Origin of the sequence: Klebsiella sp. B345, assembly GCF_051131735.1 — a bacterium.
Taxonomy (GTDB): Bacteria; Pseudomonadota; Gammaproteobacteria; order Enterobacterales; family Enterobacteriaceae; genus Klebsiella.
Map to the genome: position 1 here is coordinate 685,053 of NZ_CP180443.1, position 16,055 is coordinate 701,107.

Below are 16,055 nucleotides of genomic sequence, written 5' to 3' on the forward strand. Positions count from 1 at the left end.
AGACACTCCATTTGCCTGTAGAAAAGCGAGTCGATCAATTTTACACAAATTTTTAACAAAAACTGAGACAAGGACGACTTTTTCTTTCAGCAGTTGCTTATCAGCGGTTTGCTGGTTTAATAGAACGATTATCATCACGTGGAAACAGGGATTGAGAATGCAAAAACTCATTAACTCAGTGCAGAACTATGCCTGGGGAAGTCATACCGCCTTAACAGAACTGTACAGCATCGCGAACCCGGACAACCTGCCGATGGCGGAGCTGTGGATGGGCGCTCATCCGAAGAGCAGCTCAAAGATTGTCGATGCTCACGGCAATACACAATCGCTGCGCGACGTCATTGATGGCGACAAATCGGCGCTGCTCGGTGACAAGGTCGCCCGGCGTTTCGGCGAACTGCCGTTCCTGTTTAAGGTGCTCTGCGCCGCCCAGCCGCTGTCTATTCAGGTCCACCCGAACAAACAGGCCTCTGAGATTGGCTTTGCCAAAGAGAACGCTGCCGGTATTCCACTTGATGCTGCTGAACGCAACTATAAAGATCCGAACCATAAGCCGGAGCTGGTCTTTGCGCTGACGCCGTTCCTGGCGATGAATGCCTTCCGTGAGTTTGCCGAGATTGCCGCCCTGCTGCAGCCTGTCGCCAACGCCCACCCGGCCATTGGCGAGTTCCTGAGCCATCCGGATGCGCAACATTTAAGCCAGCTGTTCGCTGGCCTGCTGAACATGCAGGGCGAAGAAAAAGCGCAGGCCCTGCGTGTCCTGCAGACGGCGCTGGACAGCCAACAGGGTGAACCGTGGCAGACCATTAAGCTTATCGCCGGGTTCTATCCGGACGACAGCGGCCTGTTCTCTCCTTTATTGCTCAATGTCGTCAAGCTGAACCCCGGCGAGGCCATGTTCCTGTTCGCCGAAACCCCACATGCGTATCTGCAAGGGGTCGCGCTGGAGGTCATGGCTAACTCCGATAACGTGCTGCGCGCCGGCCTGACGCCGAAATATATCGATATTCCGGAACTGGTCGCCAACGTGAAATTCGTGGCTAAACCGGCAGATGAGCTGCTGACTCAGCCGGTTCAGCAGGCGACAGAACTGGACTTCCCGATTCCGGTTGATGATTTCGCCTTCTCCCTGCACGACCTGTCAGCACAGGCGGCTCCTCTTGCGCAAGAGAGCGCCGCGATCGTCTTCTGTGTGGAAGGCGAAGCGGTCTTGTGCAAAGGCGACCAGCGCCTGACCCTGAAACCTGGCGAGTCGGCATTTATTGCCTGCAATGAATCTCCGGTAGAGGTCAGCGGCAGCGGCCGCGTGGCGCGCGTCTTCAATAAGCTCAAGTAAGTTACTGAACTTTTTAGCCGCGCTTGCTAGACTTTCCCACATCATGACAACATGACCAGGCGGCCTAATCCGCCTGGTTTTATTTATGGACAAATGCTATGAAGAAAACGCTGGTCGCAGCAGGAATTATCGTGGCTCTGGGTGTTATCTGGACAGGTGGCGCCTGGTACACAGGGAAACAGCTGGAAAATCATCTCGCCGAAGTCGTGAAACAAGCGAATGCACAGCTTCAGAACAGCGCCCCGGAAGCCGGCGTTGAACTCGCCTCACAGAACTATCAGCGCGGCCTGTTCAGCAGCCGTCTGCAACTGGTGGTGAAACCGATTGCCGGTAAAGAACACAGCTGGCTCGCCGCCGGGCAGAGTCTGGTCTTTGATGAAGTGGTCGATCACGGTCCCTTCCCGCTGGCCGCGCTGAAATCCGGTCAGCTGGCGCCAGCGATGGCCTCCGTTAATACCACCCTGGTGAATAACGACACCAGCAAAGCGCTGTTTGAGATTGCTAAAGGCGAAACCCCGTTCATTATCGATACCCGCATCGCTTACAGCGGCGATAGCCGTTCAGCTATTACGCTGAAACCGCTGGACTATGCCAAGGGGGATGAAAAAGTCACCTTCAGCGGCGGCCAGTTCCAGCTGAATGCCGATGCCGAAGGCAAATCCGTCAGCCTCACCGGCGACGCGAGCGGCGGCCAGATCAACGCGCTGAATGAGTACAATCAGAAGGTGCAGCTGAGCTTCAGCAACCTGAAGGCCGACGGCGCAACCGAGATGACCAGCTTCAACGAGCGTATCGGTAAGCAAAAAATCGCGCTGGAAAAACTGTCGATCGGTGTTGAAGGGAAAGAGCTGGCCTTGCTGGAAGGCATGAACATTGACGGCCAGTCTTCACTGACCGACGATGGCAAAGGGATCAACAGCCAGCTGGATTACACCCTCAACAGCCTGAAGCTGCAAAACCAGGATATCGGTAGCGGTAAGCTGACCGTGAAGCTGGCAAACCTTGATGGCCAGGCCTGGCATCAGTTCAGCCAGCAGTACAACACCGAAGCCCAGGCGCTGATGGCCAACCCTGAGCTAACGCAGAACCCGGAGCTGTACCAGCAGGCGCTGACCGAGACCTTCTTTAAGGCGCTGCCGATTCTGCTGAAAGGTAACCCTTCCCTGACGGTAGCGCCGCTGAGCTGGCGCAATGCCAAGGGCGAAAGCACCTTTAATATGTCAATCCTGCTGAAAGACCCTGCGCAAACCACCACCGAGCCGCAAACCCTGGCGGATGAAGTGGACCGCAGCGTGAAATCGCTCGATAGCAAACTGGTGATCCCGGTTGATATGGCCACCGCCTTTATGACCCAGATCGCCGGCCTTGAAGGTTATCAGCCGGCAGACGCCGCGAAGCTGGCTGACCAGCAGGTGAAAGGGATGGCGGCCATGGGCCAGATGTTCCGCATCACCACCATGGAAGACAACGCGATTACCTCCAGCCTGCAGTACGCTGACGGGCAGGTTACCCTGAACGGCCAGAAGATGCCGCTGGATGAGTTTGCCAGCATGTTTGGCTATGCGCTGCCAACAGCACCTGGTAGCGCGCCGCAGGACGCTCAGCCGCAAGAACTTGTGCCGCCGGTGACGCCTGCAGTACCGCAGCAGTAATCCTCCGATAGCCCCTGCTCAGGGGCTATTTTCGGGTGACCAGCCGCGGGGGCATAATCTGATTTCTCGTGCTCAGTTGCCCGTTGTCAATCCGACGCAGAATGCTCTCCGCCAGGCTTTGTCCCATCTCTCTTGCCGGGGTTGTCACCCAGGTTAACGGCACATCATCCAGCGCGTTTTCGGGCACCTCAGCAAAGGCAGCCAGCGCCACCCGCTGTTCATAAAAGCTTTCGACGCTGTCTTCGCCGCTCTGGCGCCCGGCACGCATCAGACCAAACCACGCCCCGGTGGCAATGACGCTGTTGTAGCACAGGACTGCGGTCAGGGTCGGATTCTGCCGAAGTAGCGTGATCATGGCTTCCGCCGCCAGTTTCTGGCTGGAGTCGCACTCCACCACCCATTCACTGTGAAACGGCAGGCCGTACTTCAGCAGGGTCGCGCAGTAGCCGCCCACCCGCTCCGCGCGGGTCAATGAGGCGCTTTGCCCCCCCAGCCAGGCGATGCGCTGATGGCCGCGACGAATCAAATGCTCGGTCACCAGTTGGGCCGCCTGCATATTATCCGGGCGAATAAGGTCGATATCATCGAGATAGCTGGCGCGGGAGGCAAACACCAGCGGCATTCCGACCTGCGCCGCACGATCGCGTAGTTCACCGCCTTTATCGATCGCTCCGGCAATAATAACCCCATCGACCCCCTGCGAAATCAGGGTTTCAAAGCGCTGCAGCATTTTCTCGCCACGGTGACCACCCTGGGTCAAAAACACCATTTTCCCGTCGGACTCGAGAGCGTCCGTCAGGCCGGCGGTCAACTCGGCGTAAAAGGGCTTTGACAGATCGCTGACGATCAGGCCAATCACCCCGCTCTGGCCGCCCCGTAGCGAGGACGCCTGGCGATTACGCACGAAGCCGAGTTGCTCAATCGCCTGATTGACGCGCTCGCCGGTGGCCGATGAGATACGGCCTTTGCCGGTCAAAACCAGCGACACCGTGCTGACCGACACCCCGGCCGCTTGTGCAACGTCATTGATGGTGATCTTTTTTGCGATAGCCATATTCTGCAACCGTCTCCCTTCGGCGGTCGATAAAACGTTTTATCAATGGGTTATCTTTATAAACGTTATCATCGCTTGATTATGTGATTTTTATCGCACTAAAAAATGATAAAACGTTTTATCTTTCCGTCACGTTACACCTTACCCATAACTTAAAATAAACAGGATTCGTGTTAATGACGGCAAAAACGGCACCAAAAATTACTTTGTGGGAGTTTTTCCAGCAGCTAGGAAAAACGTTTATGTTGCCCGTGGCCTTGCTTTCATTCTGCGGGATCATGCTGGGGATCGGCAGTTCCTTAAGCAGTCATGATGTGCTCACCCTGCTGCCATGGCTCGATATTCCGCTGCTGCAGGCGGTGTTTATCTGGATGAGCAAAGTCGGCTCTTTCGCCTTTAGCTTCCTGCCGGTCATGTTCTGTATTGCCATCCCGCTGGGCCTGGCGCGTGAAAATAAAGGCGTTGCTGCCTTTGCCGGCTTTGTCGGCTACGCAGTGATGAATCTGGCGGTTAACTTCTGGCTCACCGCCAAAGGCATTCTGCCAACCACCGATGCCGCGGTGCTGAAAGCCAATAATATCCAGAATATTATCGGTATTCAGTCCATCGACACCGGGATCCTCGGCGCCGTGATCGCCGGGATCATCGTCTGGATGCTGCACGAGCGTTTTCATAATATCCGCCTGCCGGATGCGCTGGCCTTCTTTGGCGGCACCCGTTTTGTGCCGATTATCACCACTGTGGTACTGGGGCTGGTCGGCCTGGCGATCCCGCTGGTCTGGCCGGTGTTTGCCATGGGTATCAATGCCCTTGGTCATATGATTAACAGCGCCGGTGATTTCGGCCCAATGATCTTCGGTACCGGTGAACGCTTACTGCTGCCGTTCGGCCTGCACCACATCCTGGTTGCACTGATCCGCTTTACCGAGGCGGGCGGCACCATGGACGTCTGCGGTCATAGCGTCAGCGGCGCATTGACTATCTTCCAGGCACAGCTGAGCTGCCCGGAAACCCACGGATTCTCTGAAAGCGCGACCCGTTTCCTGTCGCAAGGTAAAATGCCGGCCTTCCTCGGCGGCCTGCCGGGTGCGGCACTGGCGATGTACCACTGCGCCCGCCCAGAGAACCGTCATAAGATCAAAGGGCTGCTGATTTCCGGGGTGATTGCCTGCGTGGTCGGCGGCACCACCGAGCCGCTGGAATTCCTGTTCCTGTTCGTGGCCCCGGTACTGTACGTGATTCACGCACTGCTGACCGGCCTGGGCTTCACCATCATGGCGGTGCTCGGCGTCACCATCGGCAATACTGACGGTAACGTGATCGACTTCGTGGTCTTCGGTATTCTGCACGGCCTGTCGACCAAGTGGTATCTGGTACCGGTGGTGGCCGCCATCTGGTTCGCGGTCTATTACGGCATCTTCCGTTTCGCCATCACCCGCTTTAACCTCAAAACGCCGGGTCGCGATATCGAAACCAATGCCGCCTTCGAGAAAGCCGTCTCCGGCGTAACCGGCAAGTCAGGTTACAACGTCCCGGCGATACTGGCCGCCCTCGGCGGCGCAGATAACATCGTCTCTCTCGATAACTGCATTACCCGTTTGCGCCTGTCGGTGCATGACATGAGTAAAGTGGACAGTGCTGCACTGAAAGCCAACCGTGCCATCGGCGTTGTGCAGCTCAACCAGCATAATTTGCAGGTCGTCATTGGCCCGCAGGTTCAGTCGGTGAAAGATGAAATGGCCGTACTGATGAATACCGTCCAGGCATAAATGCCAGCCCCCTCTGAGTCTGGAGGGGGCGTTAATTAAGGAAGTTCAGATGTTTGATTTTGCCACGCCTGTCGACCGCCACGGTACCTGGTGTACGCAATGGGATTACGTTGCCGACCGCTTCGGCGCAGCCGATCTGCTGCCCTTTACGATCTCCGATATGGATTTCGCCACTGCCCCCTGCATTCTTGACGCCGTCAGTAAACGCCTTGCTCACGGCGTCTTCGGCTATAGCCGCTGGAAAAACGATGAGTTTCTCGGCGCGGTGACCCACTGGTACGCCAGCCGTTTTCACACCCCGGTAGACAGCGACACCATCGTCTATGGCCCGTCGGTTATCTATATGGTGGCAGAGATGATCCGCCAATGGTCCAGCCCAGGCGACGGCGTGGTGGTGCACACCCCCGCCTATGATGCCTTCTATAAAACCATTGAGGGCAATCAGCGTCAGGTCGCGCCGGTCCCGCTGACATTAAAGGATAACCAGTGGCAGTGCGATATGGCCCTGCTCGAACAGACGCTGGCGCAACCGCGCAACACCGTGCTGCTGCTGTGCAGTCCGCATAACCCCACCGGTAAAGTCTGGCAGCGCGAAGAGCTTGAAACGATGTCGCAGCTGTGCGAAAAGCATGGTGTGAAGGTTATCAGCGATGAGATCCATATGGATATGGTCTGGGGTGAAAACCGGCATACGCCGTGGTGCGACGTGGCCCGTAGCCCCTGGGCGCTGTTCACCTCAGGTTCCAAAAGCTTCAATATTCCTGCCTTTACCGGCGCTTACGGCCTGATCGACGACGCCTGTGCCCGCGAGCAGTATCTCACCGCCCTGAAGAGCCGCGACGGATTATCCTCGCCGTCGGTGCCGGCGCTGGTTGCCCATGTTGCCGCCTACCGGGAAGGAGCCCCTTGGCTGGATGCGCTACGGGCCTACCTGCAGGACAATATGCGCTACATCGCCGGGGCGCTCAATCAGGCGTTCCCGCAGCTAAACTGGCAGCCGCCGCAGGCGACCTATCTTGCGTGGATCGACCTGCGCCCGCTGGCTATCGACGATCGCACCCTGCAGAACGTGCTAATCGAAGAACAAAAGGTGGCCATTATGCCGGGCTATACCTATGGCAAAGAGGGGGTCGGGTTCCTCCGCCTCAACGCCGGTTGTCCTCGCGAAAAGCTGGAGAAAGGCGTTAACGGGCTGATTGCCGCCCTGCGCACGTTAGCGTAATCACCCTGTCGCGCAGTTTCGGCTGCGCGCTCCCTCTTCGATTCCCTACAAATCATCCCGCCGCCGGAAGGCCAGATATCCGGCTCCGAGGGTAAACACGCCGACAATGACCACCAGCAGAATAAAGCCATGATGGTTGCTCGAAAGCGGTATTCCGCCGACGTTCATGCCAAAAAAACCGGCCACGATATTAATGGGTAACGCCAGCACGGTGATCACCGTCAGGGTATACAGCGTGCGGTTGCTTTGCTCCATCTGTCGGGCGCTGATCTCTTCCTGCAACAGGCTAATCCGCTCAGTCAGCCCGGAGAGATCGTTCAGCACCACGGTAAACTCCTCGGTGAACTGACGGAACTCCTGCACCACGGCGCGATCGATCCACGCCGGCGGGCGGTTCAGCAGACGGAACATCGCCGCCGGTTCAGGCGCCAGCAGGCGCTGAAAACGCAGTAGCATACGCCGCAAACGCGCGAGGTCTGCCCGGTTACGCTGCACATGGTTGCTGAGCAGGCGCTCTTCAATGGCATCGACGCGGCGGCTGGCCTGCCTGACCACCTGCTCCAGCACCTCTTCCTGCTCTTCCAGCAAGAACGCCAGCAGTCCGGTTGAAGCATTCACTTTCAAGGTCGCCAGTCGTGGCAGCATCCATTCAATAAAACGCAATGGTTTATAGCGGGCCGTCACCACCAGCGTCTGGCTGCAGTAAAGCCACAGGGTTGAGGTTTCCGCCGTCGCCTCTTTGGGGTGGAAAATGACATCGTTGAGAACGGCAAACAGGATCTCATCCTGCCGCTCAATCCGCGTCGTATGAGAACCATCACGGATCTCTTCGAAGAAAAAGTCATCGACGGGAAAATGGCTGGTCAACCATTTCTCAGCGGTGGCGTGATTGAGGTTCAGGTGGAGCCAGACAAAATCATTTTCACCGTCCAGTTGCTGGTATCGGGCGCAGACCTCATGGGAGTTGATTTGTTGTGGAACCTGGCCTTCACGAAACAGAAATCCATGCACCAGTCCGGAGACTTCCAGATCAAAATCGGGTTTTAACATCTTTCCGGCGACATCTTGACTCATATATCCCTCAGGATTTCATCTGGCACTTTCAGAGCGAATAACAGCATCTACACAAAATCATTCAAGATGCATCGAGGCGGCAAAGGAAGAAATCCCCAGCAGCATAGCTGACTATGTGACTGGGGTGTCTATGCGCAGCCAACAAAGAGGCAGCCCGAAGGATAACGAGTATATTTCGCTATTTTTCAGAGTCAGGCAAGGGTAATGATTTGTTCACAAAACGGACACCAGACTGACATCTCATCGGCAGCAGAAGGTTCGCAGAGCCACATCGTATCGTCGCCGGCACCGCTCCCTTGATCCGGTCGAGCGTTTTAACGTCCTGAGCGGCGTATTATCCCCCTTCTTTAACCCCGCCCGGGGTGATTTACCTTCTGAGTTCAGAGGCATTTTTTATGACATGGCAACAATTCAAACAGGCCTACCTGATTAAATTCTGGGCGCCAGCTCCCGCGGTGATCGCCGCCGGTATTCTCTCCACCTACTATTTCGGCATTACCGGTACGTTCTGGGCCGTTACCGGTGAATTCACTCGCTGGGGCGGGCAGTTACTGCAACTTGTCGGCGTGCATACCGAACAGTGGGGCTATTACCAGCTGATCCACCTTGAAGGCACGCCGCTCACCCGCATCGACGGGATGATGATTATCGGCATGTTCGGCGGCTGTTTTGCCGCCGCACTGTGGGCCAACAACGTCAAACTGCGCCTGCCGCGCAGCCGCATTCGCATTTTTCAGGCGGTGGCCGGCGGGATCATTGCCGGTTTTGGTGCACGTCTGGCGATGGGCTGTAATCTCGCGGCCTTTTTTACCGGTATCCCTCAGTTTTCCCTGCACGCCTGGTTTTTTGCCATCGCCACAGCGATCGGTACCTGGTTTGGCGCCCGTTTTACCCTGCTACCTATTTTTCGCATTCCGGTCAGGATGCAAAAAGTCAGCGCGGCGTCGCCGTTAACGCAAAAACCTGCCCAGGCGCGCCGTCGTTTTCGTGCCGGGATGCTGGTGTTCTTCGCGATGATCGCCTGGGGCCTGCTGACCGCCATCGACCGGCCAAAACTGGGTCTCGCGATGCTGTTTGGCGTTGGGTTCGGTTTGCTGATTGAACGTGCGCAGATCTGTTTTACCTCGGCGTTCCGCGACATGTGGATCACCGGGCGCACCTATATGGCGAAAGCGATTATCTTCGGAATGGCCGCCAGTGCGATTGGGATTTTCAGCTACGTCCAGCTGGGCATGGAGCCTAAAATCATGTGGGCTGGTCCTAATGCAGTTATCGGCGGTCTGCTGTTTGGCTTTGGCATCGTGCTGGCCGGCGGTTGCGAAACCGGCTGGATGTATCGCGCCGTTGAAGGCCAGGTCCACTACTGGTGGGTAGGGTTAGGTAACGTGATTGGCTCAACGATTCTGGCCTACTTTTGGGATGATCTGTCACCCGCGCTGGCGACAAACTGGGATAAGGTCAACCTGTTGACCACCTTTGGTCCGTTTGGTGGCCTGCTGGTCACCTACCTGCTGCTGTTTATCGCCCTGATGCTGGTCATCGCCTGGGAGAAACACTTTTTCCGCCAGAAATCGCTGGTTGCCGTTAACGCTAAGGATGCCGCATGAACAATATCGTGCCTGATTATCGTCTCGACATGGTGGGTGAACCCTGCCCCTATCCGGCCGTGGCGACCCTTGAAGCGATGCCTTCGCTCAAAAAAGGGGAGATCCTGGAAGTGGTCAGCGACTGCCCACAATCGATCAACAACATTCCCCAGGATGCTCGAAACTACGGCTATACGGTTCTGGATATCCAACAAGATGGGCCAACTATCCGTTATTTAATCCAGAAATAAGCCCTGACTCAGGCCGGGCCGGACACGGTCCGTACCCGGCCTGCCCTCGTCATCATGATGTTTGGCAAATAAACTAAATTACTGGTTTAATTAACTGGAAATATCCACCTTACAAGCCTAAAATTTCAATTTATAGAAAACACTCGGGCATTGTCATTAGTGCTAATACTGCTGAATCGATATTGACAACCACCCGATGCGCCTTAAGGATGAGGAACAAAAAGCACCATGCCGTTTACTTTTCACACTGTTGTTAACCTGCTCATGGGAGACGTTATGCATGGAAATGTCACCTTACCTGGGTTCCGGCGACTGATGAACCTCTTTGGCGGACAGGTCATCTAATATGGAACACACCACGCTTTCCCTACGCTATCGCTATATCAATATTCTCACCATCATTCTGACCACGACGATATTCATTGGATTAATCCTGCGTGAATATCGCGATCTGGAAAGATACATGGGCTATGTGGCGGAAAACGGCGAGTCCGCACTCTCCCATACCGAATACATCAACCAGCATATGGCGCTGCAGCTCTCGAGAGCCTTTTCTGCCGCCCCGTTAATGTCTGACGGGCATAATGATAAAGCCCGCACGGTTTGTGAACATCTTGAATCGGTGAACGGAGTTTCCGGGCTGAATCTGACCCGCCAGACCTTCCAGGGGTTAAGCGGCACCTTACAAACCCGCAACCCCGATTGCCATGTCTGGGGACGTGATGTTTCCGCACTTTCCATCATCCAGAGCGACTATCATCAGTCGGCCTCAAAATATACCTTCTCCAACTATCGAGGGTATGTGTTTAATAACATCAAATATTATATCGATCTGGCCAACAACTATATTTACATTAATCAGGTCATTGATACCAACCAGTATCGTTTTGATAACTGGTTAGTTCGCGATGATAACCTGATTGATATCACCCGCAGCGCCCACACCATTAATATCGATCCTCGTGCGCTCAATGATTTGCTGCATGGCGAAAATATAATCTCGCATGTATATCAGGATGGGTATACCAAGAAAAACATTATCAGTATGTTAACCCCGGTATTTCAAAACGGCATGATTAAAGGGGTTATCGTGACTGATGTTAATATTGAGGATCTTGCCACCTCATTTTACACCGCTGACCGACCGGTACTCTGGCGTTTCTTATCGCTGTACGTCACCGATCGGTCGACCGGTGATGACATTTACTTCCATCGTTCGAAAATAAAAACCATCAACATTATAAAATATAAAGAGAAGCTGACTCCATTTTATATTTTAAATATCAAAATGGATCTGCTTTACTTTATTCTCAATAACCTTTGGCTGGCGGTCCTCTACCTCCTCAGCACCTGGCTGCTGTGCCGCTATACCAAAACACAAATGGCCCGCCACGCCATGCTGTCAAAAGATAACATCACCGATACCCTGACCGGCCTGTACAACAGAAAAGTGCTCAACGATGCGCTGGACCGCAAGATAGAGATGGCTGTCGGTAAAAAAATCCCGGTGACCGTGGTATCTATTGACAGCGACGGTCTGAAAAAAATCAATGACACCCGCGGGCATGACGTGGGTGACAAAGTCATTCAGCTATTGGGCCAGGCCATTGAACAATCTATTCGTAAAAGTGATTACGGTATCCGCCTCGGTGGCGATGAGTTTATCCTGATCCTTATCGATACGCCGTACAGAAAAAGTCTGGAGATCATCGCAAGAATTAAAGCACATTTACAGCATACCGATATAGACAAACTGGTGGCTTTTTCACACGGTAATCATCAAATGGAGCCCGACGATTCACTGGAAACGGCGATAAAAAAATCCGACAAACTGCTGTATGTACAAAAAAGAGACAAATACCGCTAAGGCTCGCCAGCAAGAATTAGCAGGACGGCACAGGCGATGGTGATATATATCATTATCGCCGCTAATCCCCATTTGCACGCCGCTGTTAGTATCAAACGAATGGTCGCTGTCGATTCTTTGATACTTTTAAATGATTAAACAGATGTTGTATAATGATGTGCACTTTACCTAAAAATGAGTGCGACCATGATTGATTCAACTTTGCCATTAACAGACATTCATCGCCACCTTGACGGCAATATCCGTGCCCAAACTATTCTCGATCTTGGCCGCCAGTTCAATATCGCGCTTCCGGCAACCACGCTTGATACCCTGATCCCGCACGTCCAGGTCACCAGCAATGAACCTGACCTGGTAAGTTTCCTCGCCAAGCTGGACTGGGGTGTAAAAGTCCTCGCCTCGCTGGAAGCCTGCCGTCGTGTGGCTTATGAAAACGTGGAAGATGCGGCGCGAAACGGCCTGCACTACGTTGAATTGCGTTTTTCCCCACGCTACATGGCGATGACCCACCAGCTGCCGGTCGACGGCGTGGTCGAGGCGGTCATTGCCGGCGTCCGTGAAGGCAGCCGCGACTTTAAGGTCGATGCTCGTCTGATTGGTATTCTCAGCCGCACCTTCGGCGAAGCCGCCTGCCAGCAAGAGCTGGATGCCCTGCTGGCCCATCGCGATGGCATTACCGCACTCGACCTGGCCGGTGATGAACTCGGTTTTCCCGGCGAGCGCTTCACCGATCACTTTGCCCTCGCACGAAATGCCGGCTGGCGCATTACGGTTCACGCAGGTGAAGCCGCGGGACCCGAGAGCATCTGGCAGGCCATTCGCGAGCTGGGTGCCGAACGTATCGGTCACGGCGTGAAAGCCGTCCAGGATCCGGCGCTGTTGGATTATCTCGCTGAGAAACGCATTGGGATCGAATCCTGCCTGACCTCCAACATTCAGACCAGCACCGTGGCTTCCCTGGCGCAGCATCCGCTGAAAACCTTCCTCGAGCACGGCGTGCTGGCATCGATCAATACCGACGATCCTGCGGTGCAGGGCATCGATATTATTCATGAATATACCGTCGCCGCGCCGGCGGCGGGCCTGAGCCGCGAGCAGATTCGCCAGGCACAGATCAATGGCCTGGAACAGGCGTTTCTGAGTCCTCAGGAAAAAATCGCGCTGATTGAACGCGTTAAAGTAGCTTAACCTGTAGCCCGTCAGACGTTCTGCCGGGCTAAATCAGCGACAATGTGGCGCGATGTTTGGCTGATTCCAGTCCCAGCTCGATTAATTCCATTATCTGAATCGCCTGGCTGGCGGGGACCGGATTTTCACCATTGCCGTTCAGCGCATCGCGAATCGCCGCATAGTAGGCCGGATAGTTGCCCGGTAAAGTCAGCCAGCTCTCTTCATGACGCTCTTCCCCCTCCGCGCGAGTCAGAATGCCATCACGCATATCGTAGCCCCAATCCTCCTGGGGGAGACGCTCGCCGTTTTTCAGCCGCGCTTCCTGCGGATCCAGACCAAATTTCACATAGCTCGCCCGGGAACCGTGGACGATATAGCGTGCGGTTTCTGCCGCCGCCAGCAGCGTACCGTGCAAAACCACGCGGCGCTGGGGCCAGGCAAGTACCGCATGAAAATAGTCGGTCGCCTGACCCCCCGGGCGCAGTTGTGCCAAATCAACATGGATACTGACCGGCAGGCCAAACAGATTGACCACCTGATCGAGAAGGTGCGGCCCAAGATCGTACCAGATCCCGCTGCCGGGGCCGCCCTGTTCACGCCAGCGCTGGCGAACATGGGGGAGGTAGCGGTCAAAATGCGATTCGAAATAGCACACCTCGCCCAACAGTCCTTCATTAATCAACGATTTCACCGTCAGGAAGTCGCTGTCCCAGCGGCGGTTATGAAAAACCGACAGCAGTCTGCCGTCGCTTTTTGCCATCGCCTCTAATGCTCGCGCCTGTGACAGTGTCACCGTAAACGGTTTATCGACGACAACATGCTTACCCGCCGCCAGCGCGGCCTGTGCCAGCGGAAAATGGGTATCGTTGGGGGTCGGGATCACGATCAGATCAAGATGAGGGTCGCTCAGCAAACTGGCTGCATCGGCGACGACGCGCAGCGCGGGCCAGTCGGCATGCACTTTAGTTGCATCGCTGCTGGAGACCGCGGCCAGGGTCATTCCCGGCGTGCCACTGATCAATGGCGCATGAAAAGTTTTACTGGCATATCCGTACCCTATGATACCGACCTGAATATTGTCACTCATCGTCTCACCCCCGTTCACCGGTAGATTTCGCCCTGCCTGTTAACTATAAGACGCATTTTATTTATTAGCTTTCCTAATGTATTATTGCTGCTCATCTTTACGGCAGTCGTGACAATTTCTCCAGGTAGTTCTTGCGTTGCTGTCGTCGTTTAGTAACATTTAGCTCTGCTTTAACTTTTAATTTTAGAATTATGTCGAACGTTTTAAACAGAATTGTAGAACTTATCGGATGGGTTGTTTTCGGGGTTTCAGCCCTGCTTCTGGTTATCGCGCACCACATTGATAACTACCAGTCACCGCCTCCGGCTAATGTGGTAGCCTCCACCGCTCAGCCCCATTAGTGCGTTATCCCCCTCTGACGGGAAACAGTGACCCACTTCGCAGTTGTGCAACCGGTTTCTGAAACCGGTTGCACAACTGCGAACACATTCATACACTCTCTTTATCATTTGATAAGGAGTTTTATCATGTCCGCATTTCCACAACAGTTCCTTTGGGGCGCCGCCACCGCAGCCTATCAGGTTGAAGGCGGTCACGACGCTGACGGCAAAGGCCCGTCAATCTGGGATATTTACGCTCATCAGCCGGGTGCGACGTTTGAGAACACCAACGGCGATATCGCCGTGGATCACTATCACCGTTTTCGCGAAGACGTTGCGCTGATGGCGGAGATGGGCCTGCAAAGTTACCGCTTTTCTATCTCCTGGCCGCGCCTGCTCCCTCAGGGACGTGGCGAGATCAATGAAGCCGGCGTTCAGTTTTATAGCGATCTGATCGATGAGTTACTGGCCCATAATATCGAACCGATGATCACCCTCTATCACTGGGATCTCCCGCAGACACTGCAGGATGAAGGTGGTTGGGAGGCACGCAGCACCGCAGAAGCGTTCGCGGAGTATGCCCGCCTGTGTTACGCACGTTATGGCTCCCGGGTGAAGCTGTGGGCGACCTTTAACGAGACCATTGTCTTTATTGGGCATGGCTATATTAATGGCTGCCATCCACCGGCCGTACGCGACCCGGCCCGCGCCATCCAGGCGTGCCACCACGTGTTCATCGCTCACGCCCTGGCGGTAAAATCATTCCGTGAGTCCGGCATTAACGGCGAAATTGGTTTCGTTAACGTGCTGCAACCTCACACCCCGCTCACCGATAGCGACGCCGATCGCCAGGCTACCGCCATGGCCGACGCCGTGCATACCCACTGGTTATATGACCCGGTATTAAAAGGCCACTACCCCGAAGCGCTGCTCCAACAGACCCAGGCGCTGTGGGGCGTGCCGCGCTTCGCGCCAGAAGATGATGCCCTGCTGCGCGAAAGCCGCTGCGACTTTATCGGGCTGAATTACTATCGTCGTGAAACCGTTTCGGCCGAGCCGCAGGAAGGGCTTAGCGGCGGTGAACCGGGCGTGGACGGGCTGTTTCATTTCGTGCGTAACCCGCAAAGCACCTATACCGAATGGGGCTGGGAGATTTGGCCGCAGGGGCTAACCGACGGGATTATGATGATTAAGGAACGCTACGGCGATATCCCGATTTATATCACCGAAAATGGTTTAGGAGCCAAAGACCCTATTATTGATGGCGAGATTGTCGACGATCCGCGCATTGACTACCTGAGCAGCCACATTACTGCGCTGGAAAAAGCGATTGAGGCCGGTGCCGATGTCCGCGGTTATTATCCGTGGTCCTTTATTGATCTTCTGAGCTGGCTGAACGGTTATCAAAAACAATATGGCTTTGTGTATGTTGACCATCAACAAAACCTTGCCCGCAAACGCAAAAAAAGCTTCTTTTGGTATCAAAACGTGATTGCCACCCGAGGCGAACAGCGTTAATCTTCCCCACCAGGCGCCGTCCGGCGCCTGTTCTGTCTCTGGAAAACTCTTAAATATCTTTTGGCTACCTCAGGAACGAAATCAGTTCTTGTTTTTCGTCATGGCAACCGAAATAATTCGACGCAGACCCGTCAAGCAGGCTCTGTCGT

Annotated in this window: 13 protein-coding genes; 10 read left to right on the forward strand and 3 right to left on the reverse strand. The window is 54.8% G+C overall.

Annotation, left to right across the window (positions count from 1 at the left end; genetic code table 11):
* Positions 1–157: 157 nt before the first annotated feature.
* Entirely contained in the window at positions 158–1,336 is a 1,179-nt protein-coding gene (gene manA / locus ACMYSO_RS03205) for a mannose-6-phosphate isomerase (RefSeq protein ID WP_434669269.1), read from the forward strand.
* A gap of 98 nt (positions 1,337–1,434) precedes the next feature.
* Entirely contained in the window at positions 1,435–2,988 is a 1,554-nt protein-coding gene (locus tag ACMYSO_RS03210; protein ID WP_434669271.1) for a YdgA family protein, read from the forward strand.
* 25 nt (positions 2,989–3,013) lie between these two features.
* On the opposite strand, the gene ACMYSO_RS03215 is transcribed toward ACMYSO_RS03210, so the two are convergent.
* On the reverse strand, positions 3,014–4,042 hold the full coding sequence (locus ACMYSO_RS03215) for a Mal regulon transcriptional regulator MalI (protein ID WP_434669273.1): 1,029 nt from the start codon (positions 4,040–4,042) through the stop codon (positions 3,014–3,016).
* A gap of 176 nt (positions 4,043–4,218) precedes the next feature.
* On the opposite strand from ACMYSO_RS03215, the gene malX reads away from it, so the two are divergent.
* On the forward strand, positions 4,219–5,811 hold the full coding sequence (gene malX / locus ACMYSO_RS03220) for a maltose/glucose-specific PTS transporter subunit IIBC (protein ID WP_434669275.1): 1,593 nt from the start codon (positions 4,219–4,221) through the stop codon (positions 5,809–5,811).
* 49 nt (positions 5,812–5,860) lie between these two features.
* Positions 5,861–7,033: a MalY/PatB family protein gene (locus tag ACMYSO_RS03225; RefSeq protein ID WP_434669277.1), complete on the forward strand. Its 1,173-nt coding sequence runs from the start codon at positions 5,861–5,863 to the stop codon at positions 7,031–7,033.
* A gap of 45 nt (positions 7,034–7,078) precedes the next feature.
* Here the strand turns inward: ACMYSO_RS03225 and ACMYSO_RS03230 are convergent, their stop codons facing one another.
* Positions 7,079–8,107, reverse strand: coding sequence for a CorA family divalent cation transporter (locus ACMYSO_RS03230; RefSeq protein ID WP_123754566.1), 1,029 nt, complete (start codon positions 8,105–8,107; stop codon positions 7,079–7,081).
* Positions 8,108–8,502: 395 nt separating this feature from the next.
* Between ACMYSO_RS03230 and yedE the strand changes: the two genes are divergently transcribed.
* The 4 genes from yedE (at position 8,503) to add (ending at position 12,999) form a co-directional block, all read left to right on the forward strand.
* Positions 8,503–9,714, forward strand: coding sequence for a selenium metabolism membrane protein YedE/FdhT (gene yedE, locus ACMYSO_RS03235; protein WP_434584508.1), 1,212 nt, complete (start codon positions 8,503–8,505; stop codon positions 9,712–9,714).
* Entirely contained in the window at positions 9,711–9,944 is a 234-nt protein-coding gene (gene yedF, locus ACMYSO_RS03240) for a sulfurtransferase-like selenium metabolism protein YedF (RefSeq protein ID WP_434584507.1), read from the forward strand. Before yedE ends, yedF begins: the two co-directional genes overlap by 4 nt.
* Before the next feature lie 346 nt (positions 9,945–10,290).
* Positions 10,291–11,811 carry a diguanylate cyclase DgcJ gene (gene dgcJ, locus ACMYSO_RS03245; RefSeq protein WP_434669279.1) on the forward strand — a complete coding sequence of 507 codons (1,521 nt, stop codon included), beginning with the start codon at positions 10,291–10,293 and terminating at the stop codon, positions 11,809–11,811.
* Positions 11,812–11,997: 186 nt separating this feature from the next.
* Positions 11,998–12,999, forward strand: coding sequence for an adenosine deaminase (gene add / locus ACMYSO_RS03250; RefSeq protein WP_434669282.1), 1,002 nt, complete (start codon positions 11,998–12,000; stop codon positions 12,997–12,999).
* Between the two features lie 28 nt (positions 13,000–13,027).
* Here add and ACMYSO_RS03255 read toward each other — a convergent pair whose 3' ends face one another.
* Positions 13,028–14,068, reverse strand: coding sequence for an oxidoreductase (locus tag ACMYSO_RS03255; protein WP_434669285.1), 1,041 nt, complete (start codon positions 14,066–14,068; stop codon positions 13,028–13,030).
* 191 nt (positions 14,069–14,259) lie between these two features.
* Here ACMYSO_RS03255 and blr point away from each other — a divergent pair, with 191 nt between their 5' ends.
* Both blr and ACMYSO_RS03265 read left to right on the forward strand, forming a co-directional pair.
* Positions 14,260–14,409, forward strand: a complete 150-nt coding sequence (gene blr / locus ACMYSO_RS03260) for a division septum protein Blr (RefSeq protein ID WP_434669287.1) — start codon at positions 14,260–14,262, stop codon at positions 14,407–14,409.
* Between the two features lie 126 nt (positions 14,410–14,535).
* Positions 14,536–15,906 carry a GH1 family beta-glucosidase gene (locus tag ACMYSO_RS03265; RefSeq protein ID WP_434669290.1) on the forward strand — a complete coding sequence of 457 codons (1,371 nt, stop codon included), beginning with the start codon at positions 14,536–14,538 and terminating at the stop codon, positions 15,904–15,906.
* The last annotated feature ends 149 nt before the right edge of the window (positions 15,907–16,055 follow it).

Coding starts and splice junctions, on each gene's coding strand:
- manA (WP_434669269.1), top strand. CDS start 158: ATGCAAAAACTCATTAACTCAGTGCAGAACTATGCCTGGGGAAGTCAT.
- ACMYSO_RS03230 (WP_123754566.1), bottom strand. CDS start 8,107: ATGAGTCAAGATGTCGCCGGAAAGATGTTAAAACCCGATTTTGATCTG.
- dgcJ (WP_434669279.1), top strand. CDS start 10,291: ATGGAACACACCACGCTTTCCCTACGCTATCGCTATATCAATATTCTC.
- add (WP_434669282.1), top strand. CDS start 11,998: ATGATTGATTCAACTTTGCCATTAACAGACATTCATCGCCACCTTGAC.
- ACMYSO_RS03255 (WP_434669285.1), bottom strand. CDS start 14,068: ATGAGTGACAATATTCAGGTCGGTATCATAGGGTACGGATATGCCAGT.
- ACMYSO_RS03215 (WP_434669273.1), bottom strand. CDS start 4,042: ATGGCTATCGCAAAAAAGATCACCATCAATGACGTTGCACAAGCGGCC.
- blr (WP_434669287.1), top strand. CDS start 14,260: ATGTCGAACGTTTTAAACAGAATTGTAGAACTTATCGGATGGGTTGTT.
- malX (WP_434669275.1), top strand. CDS start 4,219: ATGACGGCAAAAACGGCACCAAAAATTACTTTGTGGGAGTTTTTCCAG.
- ACMYSO_RS03210 (WP_434669271.1), top strand. CDS start 1,435: ATGAAGAAAACGCTGGTCGCAGCAGGAATTATCGTGGCTCTGGGTGTT.
- yedF (WP_434584507.1), top strand. CDS start 9,711: ATGAACAATATCGTGCCTGATTATCGTCTCGACATGGTGGGTGAACCC.
- ACMYSO_RS03225 (WP_434669277.1), top strand. CDS start 5,861: ATGTTTGATTTTGCCACGCCTGTCGACCGCCACGGTACCTGGTGTACG.
- yedE (WP_434584508.1), top strand. CDS start 8,503: ATGACATGGCAACAATTCAAACAGGCCTACCTGATTAAATTCTGGGCG.
- ACMYSO_RS03265 (WP_434669290.1), top strand. CDS start 14,536: ATGTCCGCATTTCCACAACAGTTCCTTTGGGGCGCCGCCACCGCAGCC.